The 16,632-nt window shown below is 65.5% G+C and carries 12 protein-coding genes; 10 read left to right on the top strand and 2 right to left on the bottom strand.

All coding sequences use genetic code 11. The features are described from left to right. Positions 1-11: 11 nt before the first annotated feature. The 6 genes from IQ25_RS07480 (at position 12) to IQ25_RS07455 (ending at position 9,039) form a co-directional block, all read left to right on the top strand. On the top strand, positions 12-968 hold the full coding sequence (locus IQ25_RS07480; RefSeq protein WP_144904388.1) for a tetratricopeptide repeat protein: 957 nt from the start codon (positions 12-14) through the stop codon (positions 966-968). After that, positions 965-1,957 carry an LLM class flavin-dependent oxidoreductase gene (locus tag IQ25_RS07475; RefSeq protein ID WP_144904385.1) on the top strand — a complete coding sequence of 331 codons (993 nt, stop codon included), beginning with the start codon at positions 965-967 and terminating at the stop codon, positions 1,955-1,957. The genes IQ25_RS07480 and IQ25_RS07475 overlap by 4 nt, the downstream gene beginning before the upstream one ends. A gap of 234 nt (positions 1,958-2,191) precedes the next feature. Then, positions 2,192-6,886: an NAD-glutamate dehydrogenase gene (locus tag IQ25_RS07470; RefSeq protein WP_144904383.1), complete on the top strand. Its 4,695-nt coding sequence runs from the start codon at positions 2,192-2,194 to the stop codon at positions 6,884-6,886. A gap of 89 nt (positions 6,887-6,975) precedes the next feature. Continuing rightward, positions 6,976-7,746, top strand: coding sequence for a molybdate ABC transporter substrate-binding protein (gene modA / locus IQ25_RS07465; protein WP_144904381.1), 771 nt, complete (start codon positions 6,976-6,978; stop codon positions 7,744-7,746). After that, complete coding sequence (gene modB / locus IQ25_RS07460; protein ID WP_144904379.1) at positions 7,743-8,441, top strand: molybdate ABC transporter permease subunit; 699 nt, start codon at positions 7,743-7,745, stop codon at positions 8,439-8,441. Before modA ends, modB begins: the two co-directional genes overlap by 4 nt. Further along, a complete protein-coding gene (locus IQ25_RS07455) occupies positions 8,431-9,039 on the top strand; it encodes an ATP-binding cassette domain-containing protein (protein WP_144904377.1) in 609 nt (202 codons plus the stop codon). Before modB ends, IQ25_RS07455 begins: the two co-directional genes overlap by 11 nt. 1 nt (position 9,040) lies before the next feature. Here IQ25_RS07455 and IQ25_RS07450 read toward each other — a convergent pair whose 3' ends face one another. Further along, positions 9,041-10,282 (bottom strand): serine hydrolase domain-containing protein, encoded by a 1,242-nt coding sequence (locus tag IQ25_RS07450; RefSeq protein WP_246415706.1) that lies wholly within the window; start codon positions 10,280-10,282, stop codon positions 9,041-9,043. Positions 10,283-10,451: 169 nt separating this feature from the next. Between IQ25_RS07450 and IQ25_RS07445 the strand changes: the two genes are divergently transcribed. Next, positions 10,452-11,693 (top strand): NAD(P)/FAD-dependent oxidoreductase, encoded by a 1,242-nt coding sequence (locus IQ25_RS07445; protein WP_144904374.1) that lies wholly within the window; start codon positions 10,452-10,454, stop codon positions 11,691-11,693. Here IQ25_RS07445 and queG read toward each other — a convergent pair. Beyond that, positions 11,690-12,688 carry a tRNA epoxyqueuosine(34) reductase QueG gene (gene queG, locus IQ25_RS07440; RefSeq protein ID WP_144904372.1) on the bottom strand — a complete coding sequence of 333 codons (999 nt, stop codon included), beginning with the start codon at positions 12,686-12,688 and terminating at the stop codon, positions 11,690-11,692. The two genes, IQ25_RS07445 and queG, sit on opposite strands and share 4 nt — an antisense overlap. A gap of 157 nt (positions 12,689-12,845) precedes the next feature. Here queG and IQ25_RS07435 point away from each other — a divergent pair, with 157 nt between their 5' ends. The 3 genes from IQ25_RS07435 to IQ25_RS07425 all read left to right on the top strand — a co-directional run bounded on the left by IQ25_RS07435 (position 12,846) and on the right by IQ25_RS07425 (position 16,487). Further along, positions 12,846-13,835 (top strand): ABC transporter ATP-binding protein, encoded by a 990-nt coding sequence (locus IQ25_RS07435; RefSeq protein WP_144904370.1) that lies wholly within the window; start codon positions 12,846-12,848, stop codon positions 13,833-13,835. Then, on the top strand, positions 13,832-15,073 hold the full coding sequence (locus tag IQ25_RS07430) for an ABC transporter permease (protein WP_144904368.1): 1,242 nt from the start codon (positions 13,832-13,834) through the stop codon (positions 15,071-15,073). Before IQ25_RS07435 ends, IQ25_RS07430 begins: the two co-directional genes overlap by 4 nt. Before the next feature lie 76 nt (positions 15,074-15,149). After that, positions 15,150-16,487, top strand: a complete 1,338-nt coding sequence (locus IQ25_RS07425) for a cytochrome P450 (protein ID WP_144904366.1) — start codon at positions 15,150-15,152, stop codon at positions 16,485-16,487. Positions 16,488-16,632: the final 145 nt, after the last annotated feature.

Raw genomic sequence — 16,632 nt, 5'->3', positions numbered from 1 at the left:
ATAAGCCTGCCATGATCGATCTCCCTGCGCCGCTGTTCGCCGTGGAGCACAGGCTCGAACAGGGCGCGCTCCAAGGCGCCTCGCTCATGCAGATTGGCCCCGCCACCATGCCGATGCGCCCGTCCGATCTGCCCATTCCGCGCCGCCGCGATCCTGAAAAGCAGAAGCAGGTTGAAAAGGAAGCAGGGCTCGTGCGTCCTGACCTTCCCGAGCAGGATCGGCTGGCCTTTTGCCTGCAGAAAGCCGCAAGCGATCCCGATGCGGCAATGGTCGAGGTGCAGACCTGGCTTGGCGAAAGCCGCGATACCGGCCAGCAGGTCCGCGCGAACCAGTGCCTGGGCATGCTGCGTTCGAACGCCGGTGATTTCGACGGCGCGCTCGAGGCGTTCTCCCAGGCCGTGGCAGGCGTGCCGAGCCAGCAGGAAGTGGCCGCCGTGCCGCTCATGGCCATGGCAGGCAATGCCGCGCTCGCTGCAGGCAAGGCCGAGGTCGCGACCAGTTGGTTCGACCGCGCGCTCGCACTCAAGGACGGGGCCGACAACGCAGGCCGTGCCGCAATCGAGATCGACCGGTCCCGCGCGCTGGTCGCGCTTGGCAGCAATGCCGAGGCCGCAGGCGCGCTCGATGAAGTGCACCGCCTCACGCCCGAAGACCCCGAAGGCTGGCTGCTTTCGGCAACCCTGGCGCGGCGCGGCGGCGATCTCGACCGCGCCCAGCGGGATATCGAAGTTGCAGCCCAGTATGGTCCGCGCGATCCGCGGATCGGGCTGGAGGCAGGCGTTATCGCCGTGCTTTCCGGCCGCGACGATGCTGCGCGCAAATCGTGGGAATCGGTCGTTCTGGCCGACAAGGACGGCGAAGCGGGCAAGACTGCCCAAGGCTACCTTGAACAGCTTGGCTCTGCGCCTAAATCTGAAGCGCCCGCTACCGCAGCAAAGCCGGCAACAGCAGGAAAGACAGCGCCATGAAAATCTCGGTCCTCGATCTGGTCAGCGTGGTCGAGGGCGGGACGGCGCGGGAAGCGCTCGACAATTCTGCCGCCGCCGCACGGGTGGCCGAAGAATGCGGCTACCAGCGCTATTGGGTGGCAGAACACCACGGCATGGAAGGCCTTGCCGGCGCGGCTACTGCCGTTGCTCTCGCCCATATCGGGCAGGCGACCTCCTCCATCCGCATTGGTGCGGGCGGCATCATGTTGCCCAATCACAATCCGCTGGTGATTGCCGAGCAGTTTGGCACGCTCGATGCCCTGTTTCCCGGCCGCATCGACCTTGGCTTGGGACGCGCGCCCGGTGCCGATCAGCGGATCATGCGCGCCCTGCACAAGGACACCAACCGCGCCGCCGAAGACTTTCCGCAGGACGTGGTGGAGCTGCAACTCCAGTTCGCAGGCGATCCGCGCGTGCCCTTGCAGGCCTATCCCGCCAAGGGGGCCAAGCCGCAGCTGTGGATTCTAGGCTCCAGCCTGTTCGGCGCGCAGCTCGCCGCCATGCTCGGCCTGCCTTACGCCTTCGCCTCGCACTTCGCGCCCGATCACCTCGACGCCGCGCTGAAGATCTATCGTGAGCGCTTCCAGCCTTCGGCCACGCTCGATGCACCCTACTGCGCCGCCGCGATAAATGTCGTGGCCGCCGAAACTGACGAGGAGGCGCAATTGCTTGCCTCGTCAATGGATCAGGCCTTCGTTGCCCTGCGCACCGGCACGCCGGGCAAGCTCAGGCCTCCGGTGCCGGGTTATCGTGACACTCTCCCGCCGCCCGCACTCGCCATGCTCGAGCATGTGCGGCAGGTCAGCACCTGCGGCTCGGTCGAGACGGTCCGGGCAGGTCTGGCCGCATTTGCCGAGCGGACCGGCGCGGACGAGCTCATTGTCGCGGCATCGATCTACGATCAGCCGTCTCGCCTACGCTCGCTCCGGCTCACCGCAGAAGCCGCGCGGGAACTGGCGGCGGCCTGAAGGCTTGACCGCCCATAGGGCGTATTCGCGCACCCATTGTCACTGGCAGGCAATGCTGCGGCACCAATTTGCGACCAGAGAAGATACAACGGCAGGTTAAGCCGGAAGCGACGATCAACCGGACTTGAGCCTTCGCAACGGCTGGATTACCATCTGGAATAATGATACAAGAACGTATTCGATAATTACAAGAGAGGGTAACATCCTCTCTCGCTGGAGAGCCGGGAAAACGCCATGGCGTCGAACACCGCAATTGATCGCTCATCCCTCCCCGATGCTGCGGAGGCACCCTCAGACCCGTTGGGATTAGCCTTGGCAGAGCGCTTTGCCGCCGCGCTGCTCCCCGACGAAGCCCGCGATTTCGATGTTGCCCGTCTCGCCGAAGCCGCGCGCTTCGCAGCAGGCGCGGCAGCGCTGCGCAAGGGCAACGAACCTGCCATCGCCATCGAAAGCGTCAGCGGTTCGGATTCGGGGGGGCGGCACCTGCGGATCGCCGTGATCAACGACGACATGCCGTTCCTCGTCGATTCGATCACGGCCACGATCACCGCACAGGGTCTGGCCATCGACCGGCTGGTCCACCCGGTCGTCGCCGTGCGCCGCGATGCCGAAGGGCGCCTGACAGAATTTCCCGAAGGCGATGCCAGCGGCGAACGGCGCGAATCGATCGTCTATCTCGAAACCGAACGCGCCGACGCCCGCCAGCGCCGCAGCCTGATCCTCGCGCTGGAAGAAACCCTGTCCGACGTGCGCGCCGCGGTTGCCGATTGGCCGATGATGCAGTCTGCAATGCGCGATGATGCAGCAGTGCTGGCCGATCCCGAAGGCGCTGCGCTGTTGCGCTGGCTGGCAGACGGCATGTTGACCCAGCTTGGAAGCGTCACCCGCCTGCGCGACGGCACAGAGGAGCGCCCGCTCGGCATCTGCCGCGCCAGCGAACGCAGCCTGCTTGCCGCCTCCTCGTTCGAAAGGGCGTTTCGCTGGTTCGAAAGCGGCACCGGTCGCGCGCCGCTGATCGTCAAGGCGAACCGCATTGCCAACGTCCATCGCCGCGTACCGCTCGATCTGTTCATCGTGCCGCGCGTGGAAAGTGGCAAGGTCGTTGCGCTGTCGGTCCACGCAGGCGTCTGGACCAGCGCCGCGCTCGCCGCCACGCCCGATCGCGTGCCACGCCTGCGCACGCAACTTTCCGGCCTGATGGACAAGTTCGGCTTTGCGCCCAACGGCCATGCCGGCAAGGCGCTCGTCCACGCGCTCACCGCGCTGCCACACGATCTGCTGGTCAGCTTTGCCGAAGACGATCTCGAACGTGTCGCCACCGCGATGATGAGCCTCGTGGATCGCCCACGCCCTCGTCTTGCGCTGGTCGAAGCCCCGCTCGCCCGTCACCTCTTCGCTTTCGTCTGGCTCCCGCGTGACGTGCTCTCCACCGAAGTGCGCCTCGCCATTCGCGCCATGCTCGAAGCCGGGGCCGGGGCGCAAGTCATCGACTGGTCGCTTCAGGTCGAAGGCAGCACGCTCGCCATGCTGCGCTTCGTGCTCGACGTGCGTGAACAGGGTGGCCACGCCGACGAAGCGGCGCTCGATCATCAGCTGCAGGGCATGGTGCGCGGCTGGGCAGGTGCGGTCGAGGCAGAGCTTGGCGCAAGCGAAGAACCCTCGCGTGCCGCTGCTATCGCCGCGCGCTACGCCGATGCCTTCCCGATTTCCTACCGCAACATCTCCGGCCCCGCGGAAGCGGCGCAGGACATCCGCGTGTTGCGCACGCTTTCGGGCAGCAATGCCCCGCGCCGCGCCGCACGGCTTCATCGCCATCCGGGCGAGGCGGCATTGCGGCTCAAGCTGTACCAGCGCGAAGGCGCGATCGTGCTGTCCGATGCGGTCCCGGTGCTCGAAAACTTCGGTTTCCGCGTGCTGGAAGAAGTGCCCACCCCGCTCGACGGCGGCCGCCTTGGCTTCATCCACGATTTCCTCGTTTCGCATCCAGCTGACAGTTCGATCGAGGACCTGATGGCGCGGGCCACCTCCATCGAATCCTCGCTGTCCGCCGTGCTCAACGGCGCGGCTGAGGACGATGCGTTCAACCGCTTGATCGTCGGCACCGGCCTTACCGCCGTCGAGGCCAACTGGCTGCGCGCGTTCTACCGCTACTTGCGCCAGGCAGGCATGACCTTCGGCGTGCCCACCGTGGTCGAAGCGTTCAAGAACGCTCCTGCGGTCACGCGCGGGCTGATCGAAAGCTTCGTCGCGCGCCACGATCCCGCGTTCAAGGGCGAGCGCGATAGCGCCTTCGCCGCTGCCGACGAGCGGATAAAGACCGGCCTTGCTGGCGTTGCCGCGATCAACGACGACCGCCTGTTGCGCAGCTTCCGCGCACTGGTCGGCGCGATCCTGCGCACCAATGCTTTTGCGCCTGCCGCTGCCGAAGCGCTCGCGTTCAAGATCGATTCCGCAAGCGTCCCCGGCCTGCCAAAGCCGCTGCCGTGGCGCGAGATCTTCGTCTATTCCCCGCGCGTCGAGGGCATTCACCTGCGCGCCGGACCCGTCGCCCGTGGCGGCCTGCGCTGGTCGGACCGGCGCGACGATTTCCGTACCGAGATCCTCGGCCTAATGAAGGCGCAGCGCGTCAAGAACGCGGTTATCGTGCCGACCGGGGCCAAGGGCGGCTTCTACCCCAAGCAGCTCCCCGATCCGGTGCGCGACCGCGAAGGCTGGCTGGCCGAGGGCAAGGCGAGCTATCAGGTCTTCATCCGCACGCTGCTCTCGCTCACCGACAACATCGTTGAAGGCAAGGTCGTCCACCCTGCGGGCGTCGTGGTCCGCGATGGCGAGGACCCGTACTTCGTCGTCGCCGCTGACAAGGGCACCGCGACCTTCTCCGACGTTGCCAACGCCATCGCCGAATCGCGCGATTTCTGGCTCGACGATGCTTTCGCCAGCGGCGGCTCGAAGGGGTACGACCACAAGGCGATGGGCATTACCGCCAAGGGCGCATGGCTCTCCGTCCGCCGCCACTTCCTCGAACTGGGCGTCGACGTGCAGAGCGAGCCGGTTCGCGTGGCCGGTTGCGGCGATATGTCGGGCGACGTGTTCGGCAACGGCATGCTCCTGTCCAAGGCGCTCAAAGTCGTCGCCGCGTTCGATCACCGCCACATCTTTCTCGATCCCGATCCGGACCCTGCAAGGAGCTGGGAGGAACGCGCCCGCATGTTCGCGCTTCCGCGGTCGAGTTGGGACGATTACGACAAGAGCCTGATCTCGGCGGGCGGCGGCGTCTTCCCCCGGACGATGAAATCCATCCCGCTCTCGGCGCAAGTGCAGGTGCTGCTTGGCGTCAGCCTGCCCGAGATCGACCCGGATTCGCTGATCTCGCTAATCCTGCAGAGTTCGGTCGATCTGCTGTGGTTCGGCGGCATCGGCACTTACGTGAAGGCCAGCGCCCAGAACAACGTCGACGTGGGTGATCCCTCGAACGATGCCGTCCGCGTCTCGGCCAATGAGGTCCGCGCCAAGGTCATCGGCGAAGGTGCCAACCTCGGGACGACACAAGCCGCCCGCATCGAATTCTCGCAACACGGGGGCCGCATCAATACCGACTTCATCGACAACTCAGCCGGCGTCGATTGCTCGGACAACGAGGTCAACATCAAGATCGCGCTGGCTGCGGCCAAGCGCACGGGCAAGCTCACCGAGGATGCCCGCGTCGACCTGCTCGTCTCGATGACCGACGAAGTCGCCCACCTCGTGCTCGAAGACAACCGCCTCCAGGCCCTCGCGCTTTCCATCGCCGAACGCGGCGGTGCACCGGCCATGCCCGCATGGTCACGCCTGATCGACGTACTCGAGGAAGGCGGTGACCTTGATCGCAAGACCGAGGGTCTAGCCTCTGCCGAAGACCTCGCCCGCCGTGCCGCTTCGGGCCAGGGCCTCACCCGCCCCGAACTGGCCGTGCTCCTGTCCAGCACCAAGCTCGTCCTGCAGCGCGCGCTCGAAGAGAGCGCGGTGGTGGATGATCCCGTGCTGGAAGAAGAGCTGGTCGCCGCCTTCCCGATGCAGATGCAGGAGGCTTTCGAGACCGAAATCGTCCACCACCGCCTGCGCCGCGAGATCATCGCGACCAAGCTCGCCAATCGCATCGTCAATCGCATGGGCCCGGTGATCCCGTTCGAATTGTGCGAAGAGGAAGGCGTATCCCTCGCGCAGGTAGCCTCGGCCTTCGTCGCAGCCGAACGCCTTCTCGATCTGCGCAAGACGTGGGAGTTGCTCGATCACGCCGACATGCCCGAAACCCTGCGCCTCGATCTGTTCGATCGGGTTGCTGTGGGCCTGCGCGGTCATGTTGCCGACGTGCTGCGGGCAGGTCGTGGTACGCAATCGCCCGACGTGCTGATCGATGATCTGTTCGGCGGCGTTGCTCTGCTTTCGCAGACCGCTGCCGAACTGCTGCGCGGCGCGGCACAGTTGCAGGCCCGTCGCATGGCCGATGAGCTGGCCAGCACTGGCGTCCCGGCAGAGATCGCAGTGCGGCTGGTCCATCTCTATGACATGGACGGCGCCATCGGCCTTGCCCATCTGGCTGGTGAACTGAACGTCGATGCCTGCGCGCTGACCGGTGCCTTTGCGGATCTGGGTGCGGCTCTCGGTCTGGACTGGGCGCAGCAGGCGGCACGGCGCATGAACCTGTCCGATCCGTGGGAGCGACTGCTGGTGGCAGGCCTGTCGCGCGATTTCGAACAGATGCGGCTGGATTTCCTTGCCAAGTCCAAGGGCGATTCGCCGGACCAGTTCGTGGCCGATTGGCTCTCGGCCAATGCCACTCCCGTGCGACAGTTCCGCAGTCTTGTGGAACGCGCGCAGGCCGCGCCCGTCGTCGCGCCAGCCATGCTCGCGCAAGTCGCCAGCCAGGCAAGGACCCTGCTCGGGCGCTGACCAAGCAGGAACGGAAGCGGCGCAGGGGCGCTTGGTTATGCTTCGGGGTTGTTATATACGCCCGAACATAGCCAGCGCCCGGAGCCTCGATGAAGCCGCTCTTCCGTTCGATCCTTGCCCTGCTCCTGCTCGCGTCGTTCGCCAGGCCAGCCACCGCGCAGGAACGCGGGCCGCTGGTGCTTGCCGCGTCGAGCCTGCAGGAGGCGCTGGGCGATGCAGCAGATCGCTGGGTCGCCAAGGGCCACGCCCGCCCGGTCCTGTCCTTCGCCGCATCCTCCGCGCTTGCCCGGCAAGTGGAGGCTGGCGCGCGCGCCGACCTGTACGCATCTGCGGACGAGGAGTGGATGGACTATCTGCAAGGCAAGGGCCTGCTGAAGCCCGGCTCGCGCGCGCGGTTGACCGAGAACCGGCTGGTACTTGTCGCGCCGCTCCGCTCCCGCACCACCTTGCGCATCGCGCGCGGCTTTCCCCTGGCTCGAGCGCTTGGCAGCGGAAGACTGGCGATGGCCGATCCCGCAGTGGTCCCGGCGGGCCGCTACGGCCGCGAAGCGCTCACCAACCTCGGGGTCTGGCCAGGCGTTGCCGGAAAGATCGCCGCGGCAGAGAACGTCCGCGCAGCGCTTGCTCTGGTCGAACGCGGCGCAGCCCCCTTCGGCGTGGTCTATGCAACTGACGCACGAGCATCGAAGGGCGTACGCATCGTCGGCCTGTTCCCGGCATCGAGCCACCGCCCGATCACTTATCCCGTGGCCCTGCTCAAGACTTCGCAGCACCGCGATGCCGAAGCCTTCCGGCGCTTCCTGATTTCGCGTGAGGGCCGTACCATTCTCGCCCGTCGCGGTTTCGGCAAACCGCAATGACCGCTGAAGACTGGGCCATCGTGCACCTGTCTCTGAAGGTCAGCGCCGTCGCGGTCGGCGGATGCCTGCCGCTCGCTTTCGCGCTCGCCTGGGTGCTGGCAAGGGGAAAGTTTGCGGGAAAGGTCCTGCTCGATGCGCTGATCCACCTGCCGCTGGTGCTGCCCCCGGTGGTCACTGGATGGATGCTGCTGATAGCCTTCGGTCCGCAAGGGCCCGTCGGCAGCTGGTTCGAAAGCGCGCTTGGCCTCACCTTCATGTTTCGCTGGACCGGCGCGGCGCTGGCGGCGGCGGTCATGGCCCTGCCGCTGATGGTTCGCGCCATGCGCCTGTCGATCGAGGCGGTCGACCTGCGGTTTGAAGCCACTGCCATGACTCTGGGCGCCTCGCGCTGGCGGGTGTTTCGCACGATCACCCTGCCGCTTGCGCTGCCCGGCGTGGTCGCGGGCGCGGTGCTCGGCTTCGCCCGCTCGCTCGGAGAGTTCGGCGCAACGATCACTTTCGTCTCCAACATCCCCGGCGAGACGCAGACTCTTCCGCTCGCCATCTACAGCGCCCTGCAAGTCCCCGGCGGCGAAGCTGCGGTAACCCGGCTGGCCGGCATTTCCGTTGCGCTCTCGCTCGCCGCGCTGGTCGTGTCCGAAGTGCTCGCCCGCCGTATGGCCAGACACATGGGGAAGAGCGCCCATGTCCTTTGAGATCAGCGTCTCACGGCGACTGGGTGACACGCTCGTGCAATGCGCCTTCGTTGCCGATGCAGGCCTTACGGCGCTGTTCGGACCCTCTGGCGCAGGCAAGACCTCGGTCCTCAACATGGTCGCAGGCCTGCTCAAGCCCGACGAAGGCAGGATAGTCGTGGCGGGGGAAGTGCTGTTCGATAGCACCTCGGGCACCGACATCTCGGTGCAGGCCCGCCGTGCGGGCTATGTCTTTCAGGACGGCCGCCTGTTTCCGCACATGCGCGTGCGGGACAATCTGCTCTTTGGCAGTTCGGATGATGGACTGATGTCATTGGCCGATGCAGCAGAATTTCTCGGCATCGGCCACCTGCTCGACCGCTGGCCGCGCACGCTGTCGGGCGGTGAGGCGCAGCGCGTTGCCATCGGCCGCGCCATGCTCAGCAATCCCCGCTTCCTGCTCATGGACGAACCGCTTGCCGCGCTCGATCGCGCCCGCCGCGAAGAGGTGATGCGCACCATCGAACGTCTGCGGGACGAACTCGGCCTACCGATCCTCTACGTCAGCCATGACCGCGCCGAGGTGAAGCGGTTGGCGGGGCACATCGTCGAGATCTGACCTACTTCGGCAGCCCCGCGATGATCGCGTGGAACCCGCTCAAAGTCTCGTCGATGATCCCCTCCGGCTCCGGATTGGGGAAATGGCTCAGCTTCACGATCACCGTCTTGCTCGCCGGGTGGACATAGATGAACTGCCCGGCAAGCCCGACTGCCGAATATGCCCCGGGTTCGCTGTCGAGTTGCCAGGTCTGGAAGCCGTATCCCCTGCCAATGCCCAGCGCGGCCGATGCCGCAAAGGGAATCATCGTGGTCTGCTGCTTCACCCACTCAGCCGGGACGACCTGCCTGCCGCCCGCCTTGCCCTTGTTGAGCAGCATCAGCCCGATGCGGCCAAAGTCGCGCAGGCGTGCGTTGTACCCCATGCCCGACAACTCACGGCCGCCCTCGCCGATCTTGGCGCCCTCGGGGCCATCGGCGATCCAGAAACCGTCGGCCTCCGCGCCCAACGGCTGCCACAGCCGGCGGCTCATGTATGAGGCCAGTTTCTCGCCGGTCGCGCGTTCCACGACCCAGCCGAGTACCGCCGCGTCCAGCGTGGCGTAGTTGAAGCGCGAGCCCGGTTCTGCAGCCTTGGCAATCGTGCGGGCGCGGTCGGCAAAGCGTTCCTTGTTCGCCACGATCGCGTTCATGTGGATCAGTGCGGCAAGGCTCGGATTTGCGCCGAAATCGTAGCGCTCTTCGTAGGCAACGCCCGAGCGCATCTGCAGGACGTGGCGGATCGAGACGCCCTCGTAACCGCCGCCCTTCAGCGCGGGCACGTATTTGCTCACGGGATCGTCGATGGAAGCGATCTTGCCGTCCTGCACGGCAAGGCCAACGAGCAGGGCGGTGATCGTCTTGGCCATCGAGAACGAGATGAACCGGTCCTCGGGTGTCGTCCGGTTGCGGTAGTCCTCGAACACGATCTTGCCATCGTGGATCACCAGCAGGGCATTGGTGTAAGTGCGGCGGGCCCAGGTGTCGTAGTTCGCGGGCATCGCGGCGGCAGGTCCCTTTGGCAGGGCCGATGCTTTCTTCGACGTGGCCACCGTCCGCGTTTCGAAGATCTGTGCCGAGTTCCTGAAGTTGAAGCTGTTGATGTCGGCATCCAGCCAATGCTGGCGCATCAGGATCACCGGATCGACCGGAATGGCGGGTGGCGTGGAGAGCGGGCTTTCGGCAGTGGCAGGAATGGCAGCGATGCCCACCACCACGGCAATGCCCATGGCCAGCAGGCGACCAGCGTCTGAATTGCGCATCATTTCCCTCTCCGGTCCGCGGCTCACCCTTTTGTTATACTATATAGCGTAATGCTATCGTCAGTCATCACGCAAGTGTGATCGTTGCTTGTCGGGAAGGGACAATTTGACTTTCGACAATTGACGCTCGCGTCATTTTAGCCAAACGGCACAGAGAGACCGGAGGATTCGAATGGCAAACGAAGCAGATCGCGCAGACGTCATCATCGTGGGGGCAGGGCATGGCGGCGCTCAGGCAGCGATCGCCTTGCGCCAGAATGGCTTTGAGGGCCGCATTCTTGTGATCGGGCGCGAGCCGGAGATTCCTTACGAGCGTCCACCGCTGTCGAAGGAATACCTCGCGCGTGAGAAGACCTTCGATCGCATCTGCATCCGCCCTGCGCAGTTCTGGGAAGACAAGCAGGTCGAGATGAAGCTCGGCGCCGAAGTTGTCGCGCTCGATCCCGCCGCACACACCGTCAAGCTCGGTGACGGCTCCGAGATCGGCTATGGCAAGCTGATCTGGGCAACCGGTGGTGATCCGCGCCGCCTGTCGTGCATGGGTGCAGAGCTTGTCGGCGTCCACGCCGTGCGCACAAAGGAAGACGCCGACCGGCTGATGTCGGAACTCGATGCAGGCGCCAAGCGCGCTGTCGTCATCGGCGGCGGCTACATCGGGCTCGAAGCGGCTGCCGTGCTGACCAAGTTCGATGTGCAGGTCACCCTGCTCGAAGCGCTGCCGCGCGTGCTGGCGCGCGTTGCCGGTGAAGCGCTGTCCGAATTCTATCAGGCCGAACACCGCGCCCATGGTGTCGATCTGCGCACGGGTGCGGCGATGGACTGCATCGAAGGCGATGGCACCAAGGTGACCGGCGTCAGGATGCAGGACGGCTCGGTGCTGCCCGCTGACATCGTGATCGTCGGCATCGGCATCATCCCTTGCGTCGGCCCGCTCCTTGTCGCTGGCGCTGCGGGCGGGAACGGCGTCGACGTCGACGAATTCTGCCGCACCTCGCTGCCCGATGTCTACGCGATCGGCGATTGCGCGGCCCACGCCAACGACTTCGTCGATGGCGCGGTCATCCGCCTCGAATCCGTTCAGAACGCCAACGATCAGGCGACCACGGCCGCCAAGGACATCTGCGGTGCGCCGGTGCCCTACAAGGCCACGCCGTGGTTCTGGTCAAACCAGTATGACCTGCGCCTGCAGACGGTCGGTCTCTCGACCGGCCACGACAATGCCGTCCTTCGCGGCGATCCGGCCACGCGCTCGTTCTCGGTCGTGTACCTCAAGGGCGGCAAGGTCGTCGCGCTCGACTGCGTGAACATGGTCAAGGACTACGTTCAGGGCAAGAAGCTGGTCGAAACGCGCGCCCAGATTTCGCCCGAGCAGCTGGCCGATGCCAGCGTGCCGCTCAAGGAAATGGTGGCTTAAGCCAGACGGTCCATGGCCCAGCGGGCGGCATCTGCCACCGCCGGGTCTGGGTCTTTGGCAAGCGCCGTCACGCTCGGCAGCAGCGTCCGGTCGCCGCTGTTTCCGGCGGCGTAGAGGCAGTTGCGCACCATCCGGTCCCGCCCGATCCGCTTGATCGGACTGCCGCTGAACACCTGCCGGAACGTCGCGTCATCCAGCGCCAGCAGCTCGGCCAGCTTCGGTGCGGCAAGTTCGGCACGGGGCAGGAACGCCCGGTTCGCCTGCGCGGCTTGGGCAAAGCTGTTCCACGGGCATGCCGCAAGGCAATCGTCGCAGCCATAGATCCGGTTGCCAAGCGCGGCTCGGAACTCCTGCGGCACCGGCCCCTTATGCTCGATGGTCAGGTAGGAAATGCACCGCCGCGCATCCAGTTGATAAGGCTGCGGAAAGGCATCTGTCGGACAGGCCGTCTGACACGCGGTGCATGATCCGCAGCGGTCGGCATGGGGCGCATCGGCGGCAAGCTCCAGCGTGGTGTAGATCGCGCCAAGGAACAGCCACGATCCGTGGGTCCGGCTGACAAGGTTGGTATGCTTCCCCTGCCACCCGATCCCCGCCAACTGCCCCAGCGGCTTCTCCATCACCGGCGCGGTATCGACGAAGACTTTGACTTGCGCTTCAGGCACTTCGGCCACGAGCCAGCGGGCCAGCGCCTTCAGATTGCGCTTCACCACATCATGATAATCGCCGCCTTGGGCATAGACCGAAATGCGGCCCCGGTCGGGCCGGGCCTCCAGCGCGCGCGGATCGCTGGCGGGGGCATAGCTCATGCCCAGCGCGATCACGCTCTTCGCTTCGGGCCAGAGCGATTGCGGGCCGCGCCGGTGGTGAAGCCGGGTTTCCATCCACTCCATCGTCGCGTGATGACCTTCGCCGAGCCACTGCTCGAGACGGGCGGCGCGCAGGGGGTCATCCTCGGCGGGTGCGATGCCGCAGGCGGCGAAGCCGAGACGCATGGCTTCTGCCCCCAGTCTGCCCTCGAGAGTTGGCGCTTTGCCTTCGAGAGTTGCCCCTCTGCCCCCGAGAGTTGGACTTTGGCCTCCGAGAGTTGCGGTGGGGTTAACCAAACTTGCTGCCTCGCTCGTTCATCGCCTATCGTTATCGCGATGACCCATGAAAATCGAGCTAGGGGAATGGCCCGTGGGAGGCAATGTGTCTGACCTGACGGGCGTGGAACTCGCCATCGAGGCGCGTGGGCTGGTCAAGCGGTTCGACGGCTTCACCGCGGTCGACGGCGTCGACATTTCGGTGCCGAAGGGCTCGATCTTCGGGATTCTCGGCCCCAACGGCGCGGGCAAGACGACAACGCTGCGTATGCTGCTCGGCATCATCGATCCCGACGAAGGCTACCGCCGCGTGCTCGGCGCAGAGCGACCGACGGACGTGGCACGGCGCATCGGCTACTTGCCCGAAGAGCGCGGGCTCTACCCCGCGATGAAGGCCTACGAGGCCATCGGATTCCTCGCTGCCCTGCGCGGCGTGCCGCTGAAAGAGGGGCGGCGCAAGGGGCGGGAATTGCTGGAAGAACATGGGCTTGGCTATGCCGCTGACCGGCAGATCCGGCAGATGTCCAAGGGCATGGCCCAGACCGTCCAGCTCCTCGGCACGCTGGTTCATCAGCCCGATCTGGTGGTGTTCGACGAACCCTTCTCCGGCCTCGACGCGCTCAACCAGGGCAAGCTCGAGCGCATGATCCGGGCGCTCGCCGCGCGGGGCACGACGGTGATCTTCTCCACCCACGTCATCGCCCATGCCGAGCGCCTGTGCGACCGCATCGCCATCATCGCAGGCGGCAAGGTGCCGTTCGCCGGGCCGGTCGACCTGGCGCGCGACAGGTTGCGCCCGCAGGTCCGCCTCGAAACGCGCGATCAGGACGGGCCGTGGCGCGCCGCGCTTCCTGCCGATGCGCGGCACGAAGGCGCCTTCTGGTACTTCACCTTGCCCGAGACCGGCGTCGAGCCGCTGCTGCGCGCGCTGATCGAGGGCAATGCGGGAATCCTCAGCCTGTCGATCGAACGGGCAGGGCTGCACGATGCCTTCGTTGCCATCGCCGGAGAGGCAGCGGCACGAGCGCTTGAAGAGAGCGAAGGAGAGGCACGATGACCGGTCTTCGTGAAAAGCTTCGTGCGGCGCTGGTCGTGGCGCGGCGGGATTTCGTGGCGGTGGTCTTCTCCAAGACCTTCATCTTCTTCCTTATTGGCCCGGCGTTCCCGGTGGTGGTCGGCGGTCTTGCCGGAAACATCGGGGCGAAGGTCCAGCAGAATGTCGAGAGACCGACCATCGGCCTGGCCATGAGCGCGAGCGACTCGCAGCGGATGCTGGCGGCGCGGGACGAGCTGGAGGGGCGGATGGCCGGAGGCATTCCGCAGCTCATCGTGCTGCAGGATGTGGGGTCAGGAGAAGACTTCGACGCCAAGGCCGCGCTTGCCGACGGAAACCGGCAGGTGACGGCAGTCGTCGGCGGCACGCTCGATGCGCCGACGCTGACGGCTCCTGCGGAACGTGCCCGGCAGTGGGTGGGGCTGGTGTCCAACCTTGCCGCCCGCGCCCGTGCCCCGTCTCCGACCGCCTATCCGGACGTCAGGGTGCAGGAGGTCACGACCTCGCTCGCCAAGGTCAAGACCGGCCAGATCTACACAGCTCAGGCTGCGCAAGTACTGCTGTTCCTGCTGACGATGTTGTTGGCAGGCATGGTGCTGTCCAACCTTGTCGAGGAAAAGGGCAACAAGATCATCGAGGTGCTGGCCGCCGCGATCCCGATGGACGCGATGTTCATGGGCAAGCTGTTCGCCATGCTGGCCGTCAGCCTTGTCGGCATTGCTGTCTGGGGGACGGTGATCGGGGCAATCTTGCTGATGGGCGCAAAGAGCCTGCCGGCGGTCTCGACGCCCGCTGTCGGTTGGCCGCTGTTCCTGATCCTGGGCTTCCTCTATTTCGCCATGGCCTACCTGCTGATGGGCTCGCTGTTCCTTTCGATCGGCGGCATGGCTGCGACCGTGCGCGAGGTGCAGACGCTGTCGATGCCGGTGTCGATGTTCCAGCTGATGATCTTCTTCTTCTCCAGCTATGCGCTGACGATACCGGGAACCTGGGTCGAGTGGCTCTCGATCGGTTTCCCGGTCAGTTCGCCCTACGCCATGTTGGCGCGCGCCGCCAAGGAGCCTGAAGTGTGGCCACATCTGGCAGCGCTGGGTTGGCAGGTCCTGTGGGTGATCGTGATCGTGAGGGCAGGCGCGCAACTTTTCCGCCGCAATGTGATGAAGTCGGGTCCGGCAAGGGGCAAGTCGTCGGTGTCGTTGCTTGCCAAGCTCTTCCGCCGCCGCGAGGACAACGCTTATTGACATCTGTGTAGGTTGTGGCAGCTTGTCACGGTGAAGGGAACCGCGCGCCAAAGCGCGGCCCTGCCGGAGGATGACCATGGCCACGCAGCTTGCTCCCGAAGCCCAGCAGTTCAGCTACCGCAGTTCGCCCACCGCGATCGAGGCGTTCACCGCCTGGCTCAAGGAGAATCCGCAAGCCTTTCCGCCGCATACACACAAGTGGGATGTCAGCCGCTCCGACATTTATGTTGAGGACCGCTGGCAGCCGATCTTTGCCGAGATGCGGGCGCAAGCCCCGGTCAACTTCGTCCCCGAATCGCCCTATGGCGCATATTGGAACGTGGTGAACCACAAGGCGATCCAGCACGTCGAATCGCTGCCCGAACTGTTCTCCTCGTCGTGGCAGTATGGCGGGATCACGATCGGCGATCCACCGGCGGACACTGATCCCGCGCTTCTGGCCGAGCGGCAGTTGCCGATGTTCATCGCGATGGACCGGCCCGAGCACACCGGCCAGCGCCGCACCGTTGCCCCGGCCTTTACCCCTGCCAAGATGGTCGAAATGGAGCGGGAGATCCGCCAGCGCACCGGTGAAGTTCTCGATTCGCTGCCGTGGGGCGAGAAGTTCGACTGGGTGGACAAGGTCTCGATCGAACTGACCACGGGCATGCTGGCGCTGCTGTTCGGCTTCCCGTGGCAGGACCGTCGCCTGCTGACGTTCTGGTCCGACTGGGCGGGCGACGTTGAGCTGATCCTGGCGCGTGAACTTTCCGATATGCGCTTCGGCTTCCTTGGCGAGATGGCGCATTATTTCCAGCGTCTGTGGGGCGAGCGGATGCGCAGCGCCCCTTCGGGCGATCTCATCTCGATGATGATCCATTCCGAGGCGATGAACCACATGAGCCCGCAGGAGTTCATGGGCAATCTGGTTCTGCTGATCGTCGGCGGCAACGATACCACGCGCAACACGATGTCGGGCATCATCCACGCGCTTGACCAGTTCCCCGACCAGCGCGACCTGCTGGCGAGCAATCCCTCGCTGATTCCCAACGCGGTGCAGGAATGCATCCGCTACGTCACGCCGCTCGCGCACATGCGCCGCACCGCCACGGCCGATGCCGAGGTGTTCGGGCAGAACATCAAAGCGGGTGAAAAGCTGATCCTCTGGTACATCTCGGCCAACCGTGACGAGACCGTGTTCGAGAACGCCGACAAGCTGATCGTCGACCGGGACAATGCGCGACGGCACCTGTCGTTCGGCTATGGCGTGCACCGCTGCGTCGGCGCGCGCCTTGCCGAACTGCAACTGCGCATCCTGCTCGAGGAAATGCACGAGCGCCGGATGAAGGTGCGCGTGGCCGGAGAGGTCGAGCGCGTCCGTGCCAACTTCGTGCACGGCTTCCGCAAGCTCGAGGTCGTGCTCGAAAAGCGGTAATCTCGCATACAGGTTGTCGTGCTATGACCTTCGTCACGATGGGCAGAGCAGGGCCGGGCTAGAAATGTCCAGGTCCTGCCGGTGGGAACTTCCGCCCCCGAGGTAACACCCTCTCATCCATCGGCAGGACACTAGAAGGTTTGAA

The organism is Novosphingobium taihuense, assembly GCF_007830315.1.
Taxonomy (GTDB): Bacteria; Pseudomonadota; Alphaproteobacteria; order Sphingomonadales; family Sphingomonadaceae; genus Novosphingobium; species Novosphingobium taihuense.
Note: the sequence above shows the minus strand (reverse complement) of the source record. Positions and strands in the feature narration are given on the sequence as shown.